This window comes from Mucilaginibacter sp. Mucisp73 (genome assembly GCF_059491465.1).
In genome coordinates this window covers 497,712-513,776 of the sequence record NZ_CP168507.1, presented here as the reverse complement: position 1 = coordinate 513,776, position 16,065 = coordinate 497,712, and the positions used below count along the sequence as shown (strand labels likewise).

Genomic DNA, 16,065 nt, shown 5'->3' with positions numbered 1-16,065 from the left:
AGCAAACAAAACCCCGTTCCGAAAAATCGAAACGGGGTTTTAATATTACTTACAGTACTGCAAAATTACTTTTGCTCTTCCTGCTCTGGTTTTTTGCTTTCGCCTTTACGGTCGGTGATTTTGATCTCTTTGGTTTCACTATCAAAATCAACCACCATCACGTCACCTTCGGCCAATTCACCTTTAAGGATCTCTTCGGCAATTGGATCTTCCAGGTATTTCTGGATGGCGCGTTTAAGCGGCCTTGCACCAAATTGCGAGTCATAACCTTTATCGGCAATAAACTCTTTGGCAGCTTCGGTAAGCTCGATTTTGAAACCTAAGCCATTTACACGGCTAAATAGGTAAGCAAGCTCGATATCGATGATCCTGAAGATTTCTTCTTTACCTAATGAGTTAAATACGATAACATCATCAATACGGTTCAGGAACTCAGGGGCAAATGCACGTTTCAATGCATTCTCAATAACACCGCGTGAATGGCTTTCGGCCTGTAAAGTTTTAGCGTTGGTGCTGAAACCTACACCCTGGCCAAAGTCTTTCAACTGGCGGGCACCAATGTTCGATGTCATGATGATGATCGTATTCCTGAAATCAACCTTACGGCCTAATGAATCGGTCAACTGACCTTCATCCAACACCTGTAACAGGATATTGAATACATCAGGGTGAGCTTTTTCGATCTCATCCAATAACACTACGGCATAAGGTTTACGGCGTACTTTTTCAGTTAACTGTCCACCTTCTTCGTAACCTACATAACCCGGAGGCGCACCTACTAAACGGGATACCGCGAATTTCTCCATGTACTCGCTCATGTCAATCTGGATCAGGGCATCTTCAGTGTCGAACATAAAACGGGCAAGCTCTTTAGCAAGCTCGGTTTTACCAACACCTGTAGGGCCCAGGAAGATGAATGAACCAATAGGTTTTTTAGGATCTTTCAAACCGGCACGGGTACGTTGTATAGCGCGGGTAAGCTTTTTTATAGCCTCATCCTGACCAATGATCTTGCTGGCAACAGTATCGCTCATGTGCAACAGCTTCTGACTGTCGGCCTGACCTACACGTTGTACAGGGATACCGGTCATCATGGATACTACTTCGGCAACGTTGTCTTCAGTTACAGTATAGCGTTTTGATTTTGTTTCGGCTTCCCAAACAGCTTTTGCCTGATCAAGCTCAACTAACAAATTCTTTTCAGTATCACGTAATTGGGCAGCTTCTTCATATTTCTGGCTGCGAACAACTTTGTTTTTCTCAATCTTGATCTGTTCTATCTTTTGCTCAATATCCAAAATATTTTGAGGCACATGGATATTGGTTAAGTGAACACGTGAACCTGCTTCGTCAAGCGCGTCGATAGCCTTGTCCGGTAAAAACCTGTCGGTAATGTAACGGGTGGTTAAGTTAACGCAGGCATTGATAGCTTCTGGAGTATAAGTAACACCGTGGTGTTCTTCATATTTATCCTTAATGCGGTTCAGGATCTCGATAGTTTCAGACGGAGTAGCCGGCTCAACCATTACCTTTTGGAAACGACGGTCCAAAGCACCATCTTTTTCAATGTATTGGCGGTATTCATCTAAAGTGGTTGCGCCAATGCATTGTATCTCTCCCCTCGCCAAAGCTGGTTTAAACATGTTTGACGCATCAAGCGAACCTGAAGCACCACCAGCGCCTACTATAGTATGGATCTCGTCAATAAATAAAATTACATCAGGTGATTTTTCCAGTTCGTTCATTACCGCTTTCATACGCTCTTCAAACTGGCCACGGTATTTGGTACCGGCAACCAATGAGGCTAAATCAAGTGTAACTACACGCTTATTGAACAATACACGTGATACTTTGCGCTGAACAATGCGTAATGCAAGCCCTTCGGCAATGGCCGATTTACCTACACCAGGCTCACCTATTAGTATAGGATTGTTCTTTTTACGGCGCGACAGAATTTGTGATACCCTTTCGATCTCTTTTTCACGACCGACAATAGGGTCAAGCTTGCCATCTTCGGCGGCGCGGGTTAAATCACGGCCAAAGTTATCAAGTACCGGTGTTTTTGATTTAATGTCAGATACTTTTTTAGGCTGGCTAAATGATTCTTCTTCTTTAAAGTCGTCATCGCCGCCTGTAGGTGATCCCGGCATTTCGTCAGTAACATCGTTTTTATGCGATTCAACTTCACCTTTAAATACTTCATAGTTCACATTGAACTGTACAAGTATTTGTGAGGCGATGTTGTCCTCATCGCGAAGGATAGACAGCAGCAGGTGCTCTGTACCAATCACATCGCTTTTAAATATTTTGGCTTCCAGATAAGTTATCTTCAATACCTTCTCGGCCTGTTTTGTTAACGGGATGCTGCCGATATGTACGTTTGTTCCAATAGTTCCCTTTACTGCATCCTCAACGGCGCGGCGAAGTTTTGCGGTATCAACGTTCAATCCCTTCAGCAATTTAATTGCTACACCATCCCCATCGCGGATAAGCCCAAGCAAAAGATGTTCTGTACCAATATAGTCATGCCCAAGGCGTAATGCCTCTTCCCTGCTATATTGAATAACATCCTTTACCCTCGGCGAAAATTTAGCTTCCATATATACCTTTCTAATTATTGAACGCCCTAATGTATAAATTATGTTTTTACAAATTACGACGCCTGTTTACTTTCATCAACAATATTGCCAACATTTAATGCTTTGCAGAAACAGACATTGTAATGATACGCAATGTATCAAAGTTTGGCATCAATCAACAGTTTTTATCTGAAAAGCCCGCTAACAAGCATTTTTTTTACAATATACGAACGAAACTTACCTGTTTGATATAAATATCCTAAAAAAGTTTAAACAAATTTCAAATATTTAATAACATTTCCACCTTTTAGGGCATTTCGTCATAAACATGACAATTAGGCATTAGCCAGCAGGTATCGTCATATAACTTATATACGGGAAACCCGCGGTGATGGTTGTGCGCTTCGCTTAAGATTCAATTAAATTTAAATTAACATTATAACTCAAAAAACAACTTAAAATTACTACCCCCTAATCATTAATCTACAACCTCCGTTTCATCTATTTTAGCCATATTTGAATTTCTATTTATTGATCCAATTATAATGGCAGACGAAAAGATAATTTTTTCAATGGCCGGGGTGAGCAAAGTTTATCCCCCGCAAAAAACAGTATTAAAAAACATATACCTGTCGTTTTTTTACGGCGCAAAAATTGGCGTTATCGGCTTAAATGGCTCCGGTAAATCGTCATTGCTCAAAATTATTGCAGGTATTGATAAAACTAATATAGGCGAAGTGGTGTTTTCGCCGGGCTATACCGTTGGCTACCTGAGCCAGGAACCGGAACTTGATCCTGAAAAAACCGTGCGCGAAATAGTTGAGGAAGGGGTTTCTGAAACTACTGCCCTATTAAAGGAGTACGAAGAGATAAACGAAAAATTCGGTCTTCCGGAATATTACGAAGATGCCGATGCCATGGAAAAACTCATGAACCGCCAGGGCGAATTACAGGATAAAATTGACGCTGTAAACGCATGGGAGTTGGATAGCAAACTGGAACGTGCTATGGACGCCCTCCGTTGCCCGGAACCCGACACCAAAATTTCGGTACTATCAGGAGGCGAGCGCCGTCGTGTGGCATTATGCCGCCTGTTATTAAAAGAACCGGATGTTTTATTGCTTGATGAGCCTACCAACCACCTGGATGCCGAATCTATTGATTGGCTGGAGCAACATTTACAACAATATAAAGGAACAGTTATCGCAGTAACGCACGATAGGTATTTCCTTGACAACGTTGCCGGCTGGATCCTGGAACTTGACCGTGGAGAAGGTATCCCATGGAAAGGAAATTATTCCTCATGGTTAGATCAAAAAGCCAAGCGTTTGGCCCAGGAAGAAAAGAGTGAGAGCAAACGTCAGAAAACCCTGGAGCGCGAGCTGGAATGGGTGCGTATGGGCCCGAAAGGCCGCCACGCCAAGTCAAAAGCCCGTTTAGGCAATTACGAAAAACTGGCATCCGAAGAAACAAAAGAACGCGAAGAAAAGCTGGAGCTGTTTATTCCGCCGGGCCCGCGTTTGGGTAACGTGGTAATTGAGGCCAACGGCGTTAGTAAATCATACGGCGATAAATTATTGTTTGATAACCTGAGCTTCTCCTTACCTCCGGCTGGTATAGTAGGTATTATTGGCCCTAACGGCGCGGGTAAAACTACACTGTTCCGTTTAATCACCGGGCAGGACCAGCCCGATGCCGGTACCTTCCGTGTAGGCGAAACTGTAGCTTTAGGTTATGTTGACCAGATGCATGATGATCTTGACCCTAACAAATCTGTTTGGGAAAACGTAACCGGCGGTTTGGAAACTATTATGGTAGGTAACCGTCCGCTTAACTCAAGGGCATACGTATCTAAGTTTAACTTTAACGGTGCCGATCAGCAGAAAAAAGTGGGTGTACTATCGGGCGGCGAGCGTAACCGTGTGCACTTATCTATCACCCTCAAAAAAGGATCGAACGTATTGCTGCTGGATGAGCCTACTAACGATATTGACGTAAATACTTTACGTGCACTGGAAGAAGCCCTGGAAAACTTTGGCGGCTGCGCTGTAGTGATCAGTCACGACCGCTGGTTCCTCGACCGTATCTGCACCCATATCCTTGCCTTTGAAGGCAACTCGCAGGTTTACTTTTTTGAAGGAAACTACTCTGATTACGAAGAAAACAGGAAGAAACGTTTGGGCGATGTTGCTCCGAAAAGGATCAAGTATAAGAAGTTGACAGCGTAAAATCTTCAAAAAGATGTAAAACTGCCGCGGGTTTAGCGATAGCGTACCCCGTGGTATAACATACAAAAAGCTTTCAGCTTTTTCTCCTTAAGCTGAAAGCTTAAACCATGCCCACTCCGGGTTACGCTGCGCTAAACCCGAAGTAGATTTGATTTTACAAAAAATGCCACCCTTACCGGGCGGCATTTTTTATTTGTAGATACTGTCAGTACTATTTTATCCCGTAATGATCATTCATCAATTTCTCAAACAACCCACCCGGCAATATCGCTTTTAGCGTAGGCACAATAGTTTGGCCAACCTGCCCAACCAAATAGCGGTGCTTAGGGCTTGACGAAGCTACTATCGAAACCAGCTTTTTAGCCAATGATTCAGGGCTTGGGGCAATGCTTTCGTCTTTTTCCATAGCGGCAACGGCGGCATTGTATTCAGTTTCAAGCTTATCATTTTTGATAGGAAATTTAACCTTAGCGCGGTTCTGGCTAAAATCCGATTTAAAGTCACCCGGGTTAAGCAGCGTTACTTTAACGCCTGTATTGCGCAGTTCCATCCTTAAACTTTGTGAGTAGCCTTCAATAGCATATTTTGAGGCGCTGTACATACCCTGGTATGGCAAACCGAATAAACCAGCTAACGAGCTGATATTTACAATAAGTCCCTGACCTTTTTCGATCATACCCGGCAATACTGTCGAACTAACACGGATCACACCAAAAAAGTTAACCTCAAACTGTTGCTTCGCACTTTCAACCGGCATAGCATAAGCCGGACCAGTTACACCATTGCCGGCATTGTTCACCAATACGTCGATTTTGCCTTCGGCCTTAATAATGGTGTCGATTGCTGCCTTTACCGAAGCATCGTCGGTAACATCAAGTTGAACAGGTTTAAACGATACAGATTTCATGCGGTCGAGGTTACGTGACGAGCCGTAAACCGTATGGCCAGCCGCCTGCAGCGCATTGGCACAAGCTAAGCCAATACCAGAAGATGCTCCTGTTACTAATATTACCTTTTTCATTGTTTGTAAGGGTGAGTTTGTTTTATTGTTTATTGGTTTGATGATGCCGTTTTTTGGCAACGTAAAGATGTGAATTTATAATGCAGCAAAGCAAGGGGATAGATTAAAAATAATGCTGGCTACATAAAAAATTCATGATGGGGATAAAGCACCAATAAATAAATTGTCATTTCGAAACGAGGAACGAGTGAGAAATCTTGTATGCAATGCATAACTTAGACTGGGCGTATAAGATTTCTCTTTTGCCCCCACGCACAGTCACCCCTGCTCTATCGAAATGACAACCTGTTAAATATTTACCTTAACCTTCCTTTATCCCCTCCTCACCCGGCGCGTGGATCTGTTGCAGGGATAGAGGGATCAGTTTCTTAGTTTTCAGATAAGTAATACCCACAATAATCATAGTCATGCTACCGCCAAATAACACCGACGGAACAGTACCCAACAACTGCGCGGCAGTACCAGATTCAAAAGCGCCTATCTCGTTAGATGAACCAATGAACATCTGGTTCACTGCCGATACCCTGCCACGCATATGATCAGGCGTTAAAAGCTGCATCAGTGTACCACGAATGATCACACTGATGCTATCAAAAGCTCCTTCAGTAAATATAAATAATAGCGAGAGGTAAAAATTAGTTGATAAACCAAAACATATGATTGACAAACCAAAACCGGTCACCGCAATAAGCAGGTTACGCCACGGCTTGCCCATCGGCGAAAAACGTGTCATCACCAACATAGTTAACACCGCCCCTAATGATGACATCGCCCTCATGATACCCAGTCCCTCAGCACCTACTTTTAATATTTCATTGGCAAAAACAGGCAGCAAAGCCACCGCACCACCAAAAAATACCGAAAACAGATCGAGGCTCATAGCGCCGATCATCATTTTGTTTCCAAACACAAAATGAATCCCTTCCGAAAGGCTTTTCCAGATACTTTCTTTAGGAACATATTGCGCCGGATATTGACGCAGCATGTATACCAATACCAGTGATACTAATAATAAAAATAGGATACAGCTAAACGTAGCGGTAATACCACTTAAGCCCGGTATTACTTTATCCGCATAACCGTATATTAAACCACCTGCTGCCGGGCCCAAAATAGATGCAACTTGCCAGCTGCTACTGCTCCAGGTACTGCCATTTGGATACAATTCTTTTGGGATACTGTTAGCGTAAATGGTGAATGTTGCCGGGCCATAAAAGGCACGCGCCACACCATTACAAAATATCATAGCGTACATAATAGGTACAATCCAACCAGTATGAATAATACCGCTCATGCTTTTGAGTGTTACGGTAAACATCACCAGGGATGTCAGTAACACTCCACTAAAGATCAGCAAAAGCATTTTTCGCTTTTCAGATTTATCGGCGATATAGCCGCCGTACAAAGCAATACCAATAGCCGGAATAGCCTCGCACAAGCCAATAAGGCCGAGGGCTATTTTACTATGGGTGATACTGTAAATATAAAAGCCGAGTACTACGGCCTGCATGGAATATGCAAAAGTGAAACAAAAACGCATGCCTATGTAAGATCTGAAATCTTTATAACGCAATGCTGCAAAGGAGTCTACTTTCCGGGGTTTACTATCGCCTTCTTCGGTCACTATTTATTAATTTTTAGATGTGCCGCAAAGGTAGCTATTTTTTTGAACCTTGATTTTTAGGATTAGAGGATTACCATGAATTTTATGCATGGTATCACATCACGATCATCCTTTAATCCTAAAAATCATGGTTCGGTTCCTTACAATCCGTGCTGATCTATCAAATAAATTAACGCTGCCATGCCTGCCGCACCCAACTCAAGCTCACGTTTGTTTACGTTTTCAAAAACGTCTTTAGCGGTATGGTGCAAGTCAAAGTACCTCTGTGAATCCGGGCGGAAGCCAATCAATACTACGCCCGGTGCCATTTCTTTCATCGGTTCAATATCCGTACCTGCCCCTCCGATGGTTAACTTGTCAACATCGTATGGTTCCAGGATTGATTTGAAGTTATCGTTAACTCTTTTGATAAAATCTTTTGATACATCGGCAAAGCTGAACCCGCGAGGCGTAAAGCCACCTTCGTCGGTTTCAATAGCGGCAATGTGTTGCTCCTTATTTTGGACGGCCAGTTCGGCATATTTAGTGCCGCCTTTATGACCGTTCTCCTCGTTCATGAAAAGCACGGCGCGTACCGAGTTTTTAGGTTTATAACCTACTGACTTAAAAATGCGCAATACTTCAACCGACTGCATTACGCCGGTACCGTCGTCATGTGCACCTTCGGCCAAATCCCATGAATCCAGGTGGCCGCCAACGGTAATAAATTTATTAGGATTTTCAGAGCCGGTTATTTCCCCAATAACGTTATATGATTTCACATCAGGCAGCAACTCACAATTTTGTTTAAAGTAAAATTTAGCCGCCGGGAATTTCCTCAGCTTAAGCATAGCGCTTAACTTATTGGCTGCTTTTGTAGAGATGGCCGCAGCTGGAATCATTTTACTGCCCGGGGCAGCAAGGGTAGCGCCGGTATGCGGATAGTCATCGATGATTTCAGTGAGCGAACGTACGATTACACCGGCTGCACCAAGTTTGGCGGCTACGGCCGGCCCCATAAAACGCTGATCGCCTGCTGTACCGTAAGCCATGCCTGTTTCAATAAAACGCGGATCGAACGCGCGGTTAAAGAAAACGATCTTTCCTTTTATTACACTCTCGCCAAGGCCTTCAAGTTCTTTTATACTTTTAACCTCGATAACATTAGCTGTAATACCCGCTTTAGGCGTTGCTATCGACATACCCAGGGCAACAATTGGTACCGGGATGCGGGTTTTACCATCAATAATAGCGGCCTCCTCTTTCGCTCCGCGCACCCAATGTGGCACCATTACTTCCTGCAGGTAAACTTTATCGAAACCATAACTATCCATCAGTTTTTTACTCCAGTCGACAGCCTTCTGAGCATTGCCAGAACCGCTGAGGCGCTGACCTATATTTTTACACAGGTAATAGAGATTTTCATAACACTGGCCATTAACCAATGCTTCGTCATACATTTTGCGGATAGTTAATGAGTCCTGTGCCTTAATTTGTGTGCACAACAAGGCAGCAACAGAAAATAATAAAGTAAATTTCTTCATATATAAACAGTAAGATCAGTTTTAACAAATGTACTATTTGACAGCTAAAGGAGGAAGGGTTACGGGCATTATACTAAATTAAAAAAGACCTCATTGCGAGGTACGAAGCAATACCATACTTTACAGGGCGGACCCGCACAGCTACTCTGCACATCTGGGATTGCTTCGTTCCTTAGAATGACGCGGGATTATTCTGTAGTATTCCTGGCTTAAGATATCTTATCCCAACTCAACCCTGCGTTCTTTACTTCAAAGGCATGATGCAAAATCTGGTTTTCGGGATGTGCCAGTTGAGGGTCTTTTTCAAAAATGGTTTCAACACATTTGCGTACCTTGAAAAGTAACTCCTGATCGGTAGCCAGGTTGGCCAGTTTCAGATCAACTACGCCGCTTTGCTGGGTGCCTTCAATATTGCCCGGTCCCCGCAACTGCAGGTCTATCTCCGAAATTTCAAAACCGTTGTTGGTTTTTACCATGGTATCCAGACGGATCTTGCCGTCGTGACTCAATTTGTGACTGCTCATCAAAATGCAGTACGACTGCTCGGCCCCGCGCCCAACCCTCCCCCTCAGCTGGTGCAATTGCGACAGCCCAAAACGCTCGGCATTTTCAATGATCATCACCGAAGCATTCGGTACGTTTACCCCTACTTCTATTACGGTAGTGGCCACCATGATCTGCGTTTCTCCTTTAATAAAACGCTGCATTTCAAAATCTTTCTCGGCAGGCTTCATTTTGCCGTGTACAATGCTAAGCCGGTAATCAGGCAGCGGAAACTCGCGCGACATGGCCTCGATACCGTCCTGTAGGTTTTTAAGGTCGAGCTTTTCACTTTCCTGGATCAGCGGATATACTACATAGATCTGCCTGCCCAATGCTATCTCCCGTTTCATAAAACCAAACATCCGTAAGCGCTGATTTTCATAAAAATGAACCGTTTGGATAGGTTTACGACCAGCCGGCAACTGGTCAATCACTGACACATCCAGATCACCATATAATGTCATGGCCAGTGTACGGGGGATAGGTGTAGCCGTCATTACCAATATATGCGGCGGAACAGCATTTTTTCGCCAAAGTTTAGCCCGTTGCTCAACCCCAAAGCGGTGCTGTTCATCAATTACCACAAAGCCTAGGTTTTTAAACTGTACTTTATCTTCAATAAGGGCATGGGTACCAACCAATATTTTAAGCGTACCTTCTTCAAGCTTTTGATGCAACACTTTACGCTCCTTTTGTTTGGTTGAACCCGTTAATAAAGCGACCTCAATAAAATCATCGCCTACGAGGCTTTTAATGGTTTGATAATGCTGGTTGGCCAGGATCTCGGTAGGCGCCATAATACAGGTTTGAAAACCGTTATCAATAGCTATTAACATGCTCATCAGCGCTACTACGGTTTTACCGCTACCCACATCACCCTGAAGCAGACGATTCATTTGTATGCCCCGTTGAGTATCCTGCCTAATCTCCTTCAATACCCGCTTCTGCGGATCGGTTAAGGTAAAAGGCAGCTTGTGATGATAAAACTCATTAAAATAATGCCCAACTTTATCAAATACATTCCCTTTAAACTTTTGCGTATGAAGCAGTTTATTTTTAAGTAGTTTAAGCTGAAGCAGAAACAACTCTTCAAACTTCAAACGGTGTAATGCTTCATTAAGAAATGTAGCATCAGCCGGGAAATGAATGTTACGATAAGCATCAGCCCGGTTGAGCAGCTTAAACTGATTGATGATATATAAAGGCAAGTTTTCGCGTATGTCCTTAGCATGCAGATCAAGCAATACCGCAGTAAGTTTTTGAATTCCTTTGCTATCCAGCGAAAATTGTTTGAGCTTTTCTGTTGAGTTGTAAACAGGTTGTAAGGATAGGTTGCCTTGTTTTTGGGCACCCGGCATATACAACTCCATTTCGGGATGCGCCATCTGTGGCATCATATTAAAAAAGCCGGGCTTCCCGAACAATATATAAACCTTACCGGGAATAATGGTTTTCTCTATCCAGTTAATGCCTTTAAACCATACCAGCTCAATAATACCAGTATCGTCCTTAGCCTTTACTACCAGGCGGCGGCTTTGTTTTTCACCAACAATTTCTTTGTTGATAATACGCGCCAGCACCTGTACATAAGGCAGTTCTTCACGTATCTCCCTTACCTTATAAAAGCGGGTACGGTCAATATACCTGAACGGGAAATGGCGCAGCAGATCCTCAAAGGTGTGCAGTTCAAGTTCCTTTTTCAAAACCTCGGCCCTCGACTGGCCTACACCTTTTAAGTATACAAGTGGCGTTTGAAAAGGATTCATTGATTAACTGTTTTAACCTTTCTTTATAGCGGTAGAGTAAATGTATAATATAACGAGACAATCGTTGGTTGGGCCAGGATGCAAGGTAAATGGAGCGTTCTTAAAATCTGCTTATCGAGTTTTATATGCAAACCTAATCTCTAACCTCTAACCGCCAATCTTTAATTTTGGGCGTTCCTGCGGCCGGGCTATCCGCTCATACGCCTGCAGGCCTTAGGCTCAAGCCGGTATCCACTCCTATCCCTAACGCATTTGTCTGAATCAGAAATTACAGAATTTAGGAATTAGCAGAATTCAAAAAATTCAGTGAACCCCTAAATCCGTATAATCCAGGTTCAGACAAAATCCGAAATCGAAAAATCTACTTAACCGCAATAACCGATATCTCAACGTTTACCCCTTTTGGTAAAGCGGATACCTGGATAGTTTCGCGGGCCGGAAAATCGGCAGTAAAATAGGTTCCGTAAACTTCATTAACCTGTACAAAATTTTGCAGATCGGTTAAGAAGATACTGGTTTTTACTATGCTATTGAAACCTAAGCCAGCTTCGGTTAAAATAGCTTTGATGTTTTCCATTACCTGTGTAGCTTCTGCCTTGATGTCACTGCTGATGAGTTCGCCACTTAGCGGATCAATAGGGATCTGACCCGAAACAAATAAAAAACCGCCGGCTAAGGTAGCTTGGCTATATGGCCCAATAGGGGCAGGTGCATTGTTGGTATTGATGATTGTTTTCATTTTTTAAGTATAAATACCTGTACCAGTTTCCAGATAATCCCGGCCAGGAACATAATAATAGCCAGCGCATTTATAAAATGCATCACCCTTAAATTAAAATTATCGGGGCGGTTTGGATCTTTTTTTCTGAAGAAATACATTACACAAACTTACGTAAAATTTTGCCGCTGTAAACCCATACCTATTATATAAGGTATAACTATTAAGCACAAAACCTTATAAAACAAAGAAGGCTCCGGGTTATCCGGAGCCTTCGCAAATAATATTTAATCAGATATTATTTCTTTTTGAATTGAACACGACGGTTAAGTACGCGGCCTTCTTCAGTTGAGTTGTCAGCAATTGGGTTAGTTTCACCGTAACCTTTTACTTTCACTTTCTTAGCATCAACACCAGAGTTAACTAAGTAAGTTTTTACTGAGTTAGCCCGGTCTTTAGATAATGATAAGTTGTGAGCAGCAGTACCTTCAGATGAAGCGAAACCGTCAACTTCCACAGCTGAACCAGATGAACGTAAATCAGCTGAAGTAGCATCTAACACTGGGTAAGATGAAGTACGTAATACTGAGCTGTCAAATTCAAACTGGATGTTTGAGTAAGCAGTAGCAGGAGCAGCAGCAGCTGTAGTATCTTTAGGGAATACGATAACGCAACCAGAGCCATCAACTACGCTACCTGCAGCAGTACCTGGGCATTTGTCAAACTGATCAGCAACACCGTCACCGTCAGAGTCTTTTTTCAGGTCGTTAACAGCAGTTTCAACGTTAGCAACACGGCCTTTTAAAGCTTCAACTTCCTGACGTAAAGCTGCATCATACAGTTCGTCATACATCATAGCAACCGGGTTAACCCACTCTAATACTGGTTTCGATTTTGAACCTAAAGTAAATTCTAAACCAGCGTAACCGTATGAGTAGTGGTCTTTAGTAGGATAAGCCCTGTTGAAACCGTCAAGGTTATCGCCGTCAATATAGTTTTGAGTATAACCCAAATCTAAGGCAACAGCGTCACTTAACCTGAATTTAACACCTGCACCAACAGGGATAACCAGTTCTTTTACGTAATGAGTACCGTCAGTACCATTGTTTTTGAAATGACCGGTTATTTGGGTTCCACCGTTAATCCTTGTAATAGTTGGATCATACATTGCTAAACCAAAACCACCTTTGAAGTAGAAGTTAACAGCATTTTTACGACGGATGAAATCGATAGTAGCAACGTTAACAACCGCGCTTAAACTTCCCTGCCAGAATTTGGTATCATAGCTAACATAACCATTACGGTAAGTGCCGCCGGTACCATCATTTTCGCCTTTAATTTTACCGCCGTTCAGGTCTAATTGTAAAGCAAAAGAATGTGCTAATTGCTCTTTCAATGAAATACCATAACCAAGGCTAAGTTTTTTCTTTTGGAAATCGCTTGAACCACCGGTTGCTAATGATTGTGAGGTAACACCACCATTTACACCAATGCTAAATTTCCTGTACTGGCCTAAACCACCAAATACCTTAGCGGTTGAGGTTTCAGATGACGTTGTAGTTGCCGTTGTTTTGGTTGAATCGGTTTGCGCGTTCGCCAAACCTGCAACCATCAAAGAAGCAAAAGACAATGCGACTGTTTTCTTTAATGTAGAATAATTCATAGTTTTTAAGATTAAACGATTTTAATTGTGATTTTTTTCAAATTTAGTAATTATGTTTGAATCCATGACCAAACATTGTTCCAAAAATTGTAATAGTTACACAAATAACTAAAAAAAAATGATTTAATAAAATATTCAACCGATAAATATGAAATATCTGCCGATAAAAAATAGCTTATTTACAAATAATAGAAAAAATTTCGTTTCAAGAACAAAACCCAATTCAATCGCTATTTTTCATGCCAGTGACGAGTTCCCGCGCAGTGGTGATCAGGCATTTATGTTTAAACAAAACCCGGATTTTTTTTACCTAACGGGCATTGATCAGGAACAAAGCATCCTGGTTTTGTACCCCGATTGTCCTAATAAAGCATACAGAGAAGTACTTTTTTTAAGACAAACCAACGAACATATAGCTATTTGGGAGGGCCACAAATACACTAAAGAGGAAGCACGCGAAGCATCGGGCATTGAAAGTATTTTTTGGCTGAATGAATATGATACCATACTCCATGGCATTATTAACTACAGCGAAAATATCTATATCAATACTAACGAAAATGACAGGTACGCTCATACCGTTCCATATCGCGATTACCGCATGTATGAAGCTCTTAAATTAAAGTACCCGCTTCATAATTACACCCGTTCGGCGCCGATTTTACGCGATCTCAGGGTAATAAAATCGGATATTGAAATAGAGCTCACGCAAAAAGCCTGCGACATTACGCGTGATGCTTTTGTACGTGTTTTAAAATATACCAAACCCGGTGTAACCGAGTATGAGATTGAAGCTGAGATCATTCATGAATTCATCAGACAGCGTGCTACGGGCCATGCTTACAATCCAATTATTGCTTCGGGCGCGAACGCTATTGTGCTGCACTACAATGATAATAACCAGGTATGTAACAAGGGCGATGTAATACTGCTTGATTTTGGTGCCGAATATGGCAATTATAATGCTGATATGACCCGGTCAATACCTGTTAGCGGCCGTTTCACAGAGCGACAGCGCCAGGTTTATAATGCCGTTTTGAAAGTGATGCGGGAAGCTACAAAACTCATCGTGGCAGGCACAGTATGGAATGAATACCAGGAGGAAGTTGGTAAAATCATGACGGGAGAGCTTATTGGCCTGGGCTTGCTTGATAGGCATGATGTTGAAAAACAAGACAAAAACGCGCCTCTGTATAAAAAATACTTCATGCATGGCACCTCGCACCACTTGGGCCTGGATGTTCATGACTATGCCAGCAGGTATAAACCTTTTGAGGCGGGGAATATACTAACTTGCGAACCAGGCATTTACATTGCCGCTGAGGGGTTGGGTATCCGTCTTGAAAATAATATCCTCATCACCGGCGCCGGCAATATAGATTTAATGGGCAGCATCCCGGTTGAAGCAGAACACATTGAAGAAATTATGAACAGCTAAAACTCACATTAAATTTATATAAACAAAAAAGCTCAATCTGTATTTTCTTTACATTAAGCTATCAAATAACTATACATAAGTATCCACAAAACTATACAGGTTAAAATTTCCGGCCTCCAAAGCTTCAGTTATATCAAGCTGAAGCTTTTTTTTATCGATTCCAGTCATCATTTTTTGCTGAATAAGTTTGTATACTTTTTCGGTCATCAGCAATTTACGCCTGTTGTTTTGCTTTAAATTGGTGTGTTGTATAAAGGCGGCTATATCCCCGAGCCCCTGGTTTTGAGAGGCTATAGTTTTAAAAATTGGCGGCTGCTCGTCAACGCTGTGTCCAATGATCTTTTTTAAGTTATTGGCAAACACATCGGCCCCTTCCCGATCGGCTTTATTGATAATAAAAGCATCAGCAATCTCCATCAAGCCCGATTTAATATGCTGGATCTCGTCGCCTGCCTCAGGCACCAGTACAACCAGCGTAATATCGGCAAGGCCGGTAATTTCAATTTCAGACTGCCCCACGCCTACTGTTTCAATCAGCACGTAATCAAAGCCGGCTGCCTTTAATACATCGGCCATCTCAATAGTTTTTGCCGATAATCCCCCTAATGAACCCCGCGTGGCCAATGACCGGATAAAAACATCCGGATGGTTAAAATGCGTGGCCATCCTGATCCTGTCGCCAAGCAGGGAGCCAAAATTAAAAGGTGAGGTTGGATCTATAGCCAGCACAGCTATTTTTTTTTTCTCTTTTAAAAATATATCGATAATACCGTTTACAAGCGTGCTCTTACCTGCCCCGGGAGGCCCGGTAATACCAATAACCGGGCAGCTTTTATCAAATTTGAGGCTTTTAAGCAAGGCTTTGCTGCCATTAAGATCATTCTCAACGATAGTTAACGCGCGCGCAATTGCACGAAAATTTAATTGACCAACGTTATTTTGATGCAAATCCAAAGCAAATG

At 42.5% G+C, this 16,065-nt stretch carries 11 protein-coding genes; 2 read left to right on the top strand and 9 right to left on the bottom strand.

The genetic code is table 11. The features are described 5' to 3' along the window. Window positions 1-65 precede the first annotated feature (65 nt). Window positions 66-2,600: an ATP-dependent Clp protease ATP-binding subunit gene (locus ACEN82_RS02250; RefSeq protein WP_413320301.1), complete on the bottom strand. Its 2,535-nt coding sequence runs from the start codon at window positions 2,598-2,600 to the stop codon at window positions 66-68. 524 nt (window positions 2,601-3,124) lie between these two features. Between ACEN82_RS02250 and ettA the strand changes: the two genes are divergently transcribed. After that, a complete protein-coding gene (gene ettA / locus ACEN82_RS02245) occupies window positions 3,125-4,807 on the top strand; it encodes an energy-dependent translational throttle protein EttA (RefSeq protein WP_090528750.1) in 1,683 nt (560 codons plus the stop codon). A 211-nt stretch (window positions 4,808-5,018) separates the two neighbouring features. Here the strand turns inward: ettA and ACEN82_RS02240 are convergent, their stop codons facing one another. The 7 genes from ACEN82_RS02240 to ACEN82_RS02210 all read right to left on the bottom strand — a co-directional run bounded on the left by ACEN82_RS02240 (window position 5,019) and on the right by ACEN82_RS02210 (window position 13,665). After that, complete coding sequence (locus ACEN82_RS02240) at window positions 5,019-5,828, bottom strand: SDR family oxidoreductase (protein ID WP_413320303.1); 810 nt, start codon at window positions 5,826-5,828, stop codon at window positions 5,019-5,021. A 301-nt stretch (window positions 5,829-6,129) separates the two neighbouring features. Then, window positions 6,130-7,452 (bottom strand): MFS transporter, encoded by a 1,323-nt coding sequence (locus ACEN82_RS02235; protein ID WP_254780122.1) that lies wholly within the window; start codon window positions 7,450-7,452, stop codon window positions 6,130-6,132. 140 nt (window positions 7,453-7,592) lie between these two features. After that, window positions 7,593-8,975: a M20/M25/M40 family metallo-hydrolase gene (locus tag ACEN82_RS02230; protein ID WP_413320306.1), complete on the bottom strand. Its 1,383-nt coding sequence runs from the start codon at window positions 8,973-8,975 to the stop codon at window positions 7,593-7,595. Window positions 8,976-9,184: 209 nt separating this feature from the next. Further along, window positions 9,185-11,284: an ATP-dependent DNA helicase RecG gene (gene recG / locus ACEN82_RS02225; protein ID WP_413320308.1), complete on the bottom strand. Its 2,100-nt coding sequence runs from the start codon at window positions 11,282-11,284 to the stop codon at window positions 9,185-9,187. A 361-nt stretch (window positions 11,285-11,645) separates the two neighbouring features. Then, window positions 11,646-12,023, bottom strand: a complete 378-nt coding sequence (locus tag ACEN82_RS02220) for a RidA family protein (protein WP_091165865.1) — start codon at window positions 12,021-12,023, stop codon at window positions 11,646-11,648. After that, window positions 12,020-12,163 (bottom strand): DUF6728 family protein, encoded by a 144-nt coding sequence (locus ACEN82_RS02215; protein WP_162997005.1) that lies wholly within the window; start codon window positions 12,161-12,163, stop codon window positions 12,020-12,022. Before ACEN82_RS02215 ends, ACEN82_RS02220 begins: the two co-directional genes overlap by 4 nt. A gap of 137 nt (window positions 12,164-12,300) precedes the next feature. Next, complete coding sequence (locus ACEN82_RS02210) at window positions 12,301-13,665, bottom strand: OmpA family protein (protein WP_413320310.1); 1,365 nt, start codon at window positions 13,663-13,665, stop codon at window positions 12,301-12,303. A gap of 148 nt (window positions 13,666-13,813) precedes the next feature. Between ACEN82_RS02210 and ACEN82_RS02205 the strand changes: the two genes are divergently transcribed. Then, window positions 13,814-15,103: an aminopeptidase P N-terminal domain-containing protein gene (locus tag ACEN82_RS02205; protein ID WP_413320312.1), complete on the top strand. Its 1,290-nt coding sequence runs from the start codon at window positions 13,814-13,816 to the stop codon at window positions 15,101-15,103. A gap of 69 nt (window positions 15,104-15,172) precedes the next feature. On the opposite strand, the gene meaB is transcribed toward ACEN82_RS02205, so the two are convergent. After that, window positions 15,173-16,057, bottom strand: a complete 885-nt coding sequence (gene meaB, locus ACEN82_RS02200; RefSeq protein WP_413320314.1) for a methylmalonyl Co-A mutase-associated GTPase MeaB — start codon at window positions 16,055-16,057, stop codon at window positions 15,173-15,175. Window positions 16,058-16,065 lie beyond the last annotated feature (8 nt).

Bases quoted from the DNA above. Each gene is read 5' to 3' on its own strand.
- ettA (WP_090528750.1), top strand. From the start codon at position 3,125: ATGGCAGACGAAAAGATAATTTTTTCAATGGCCGGGGTGAGCAAAGTT.
- ACEN82_RS02215 (WP_162997005.1), bottom strand. From the start codon at position 12,163: ATGTATTTCTTCAGAAAAAAAGATCCAAACCGCCCCGATAATTTTAAT.
- ACEN82_RS02240 (WP_413320303.1), bottom strand. From the start codon at position 5,828: ATGAAAAAGGTAATATTAGTAACAGGAGCATCTTCTGGTATTGGCTTA.
- ACEN82_RS02220 (WP_091165865.1), bottom strand. From the start codon at position 12,023: ATGAAAACAATCATCAATACCAACAATGCACCTGCCCCTATTGGGCCA.
- ACEN82_RS02250 (WP_413320301.1), bottom strand. From the start codon at position 2,600: ATGGAAGCTAAATTTTCGCCGAGGGTAAAGGATGTTATTCAATATAGC.
- ACEN82_RS02205 (WP_413320312.1), top strand. From the start codon at position 13,814: ATGAAATATCTGCCGATAAAAAATAGCTTATTTACAAATAATAGAAAA.
- ACEN82_RS02230 (WP_413320306.1), bottom strand. From the start codon at position 8,975: ATGAAGAAATTTACTTTATTATTTTCTGTTGCTGCCTTGTTGTGCACA.
- recG (WP_413320308.1), bottom strand. From the start codon at position 11,284: ATGAATCCTTTTCAAACGCCACTTGTATACTTAAAAGGTGTAGGCCAG.
- ACEN82_RS02210 (WP_413320310.1), bottom strand. From the start codon at position 13,665: ATGAATTATTCTACATTAAAGAAAACAGTCGCATTGTCTTTTGCTTCT.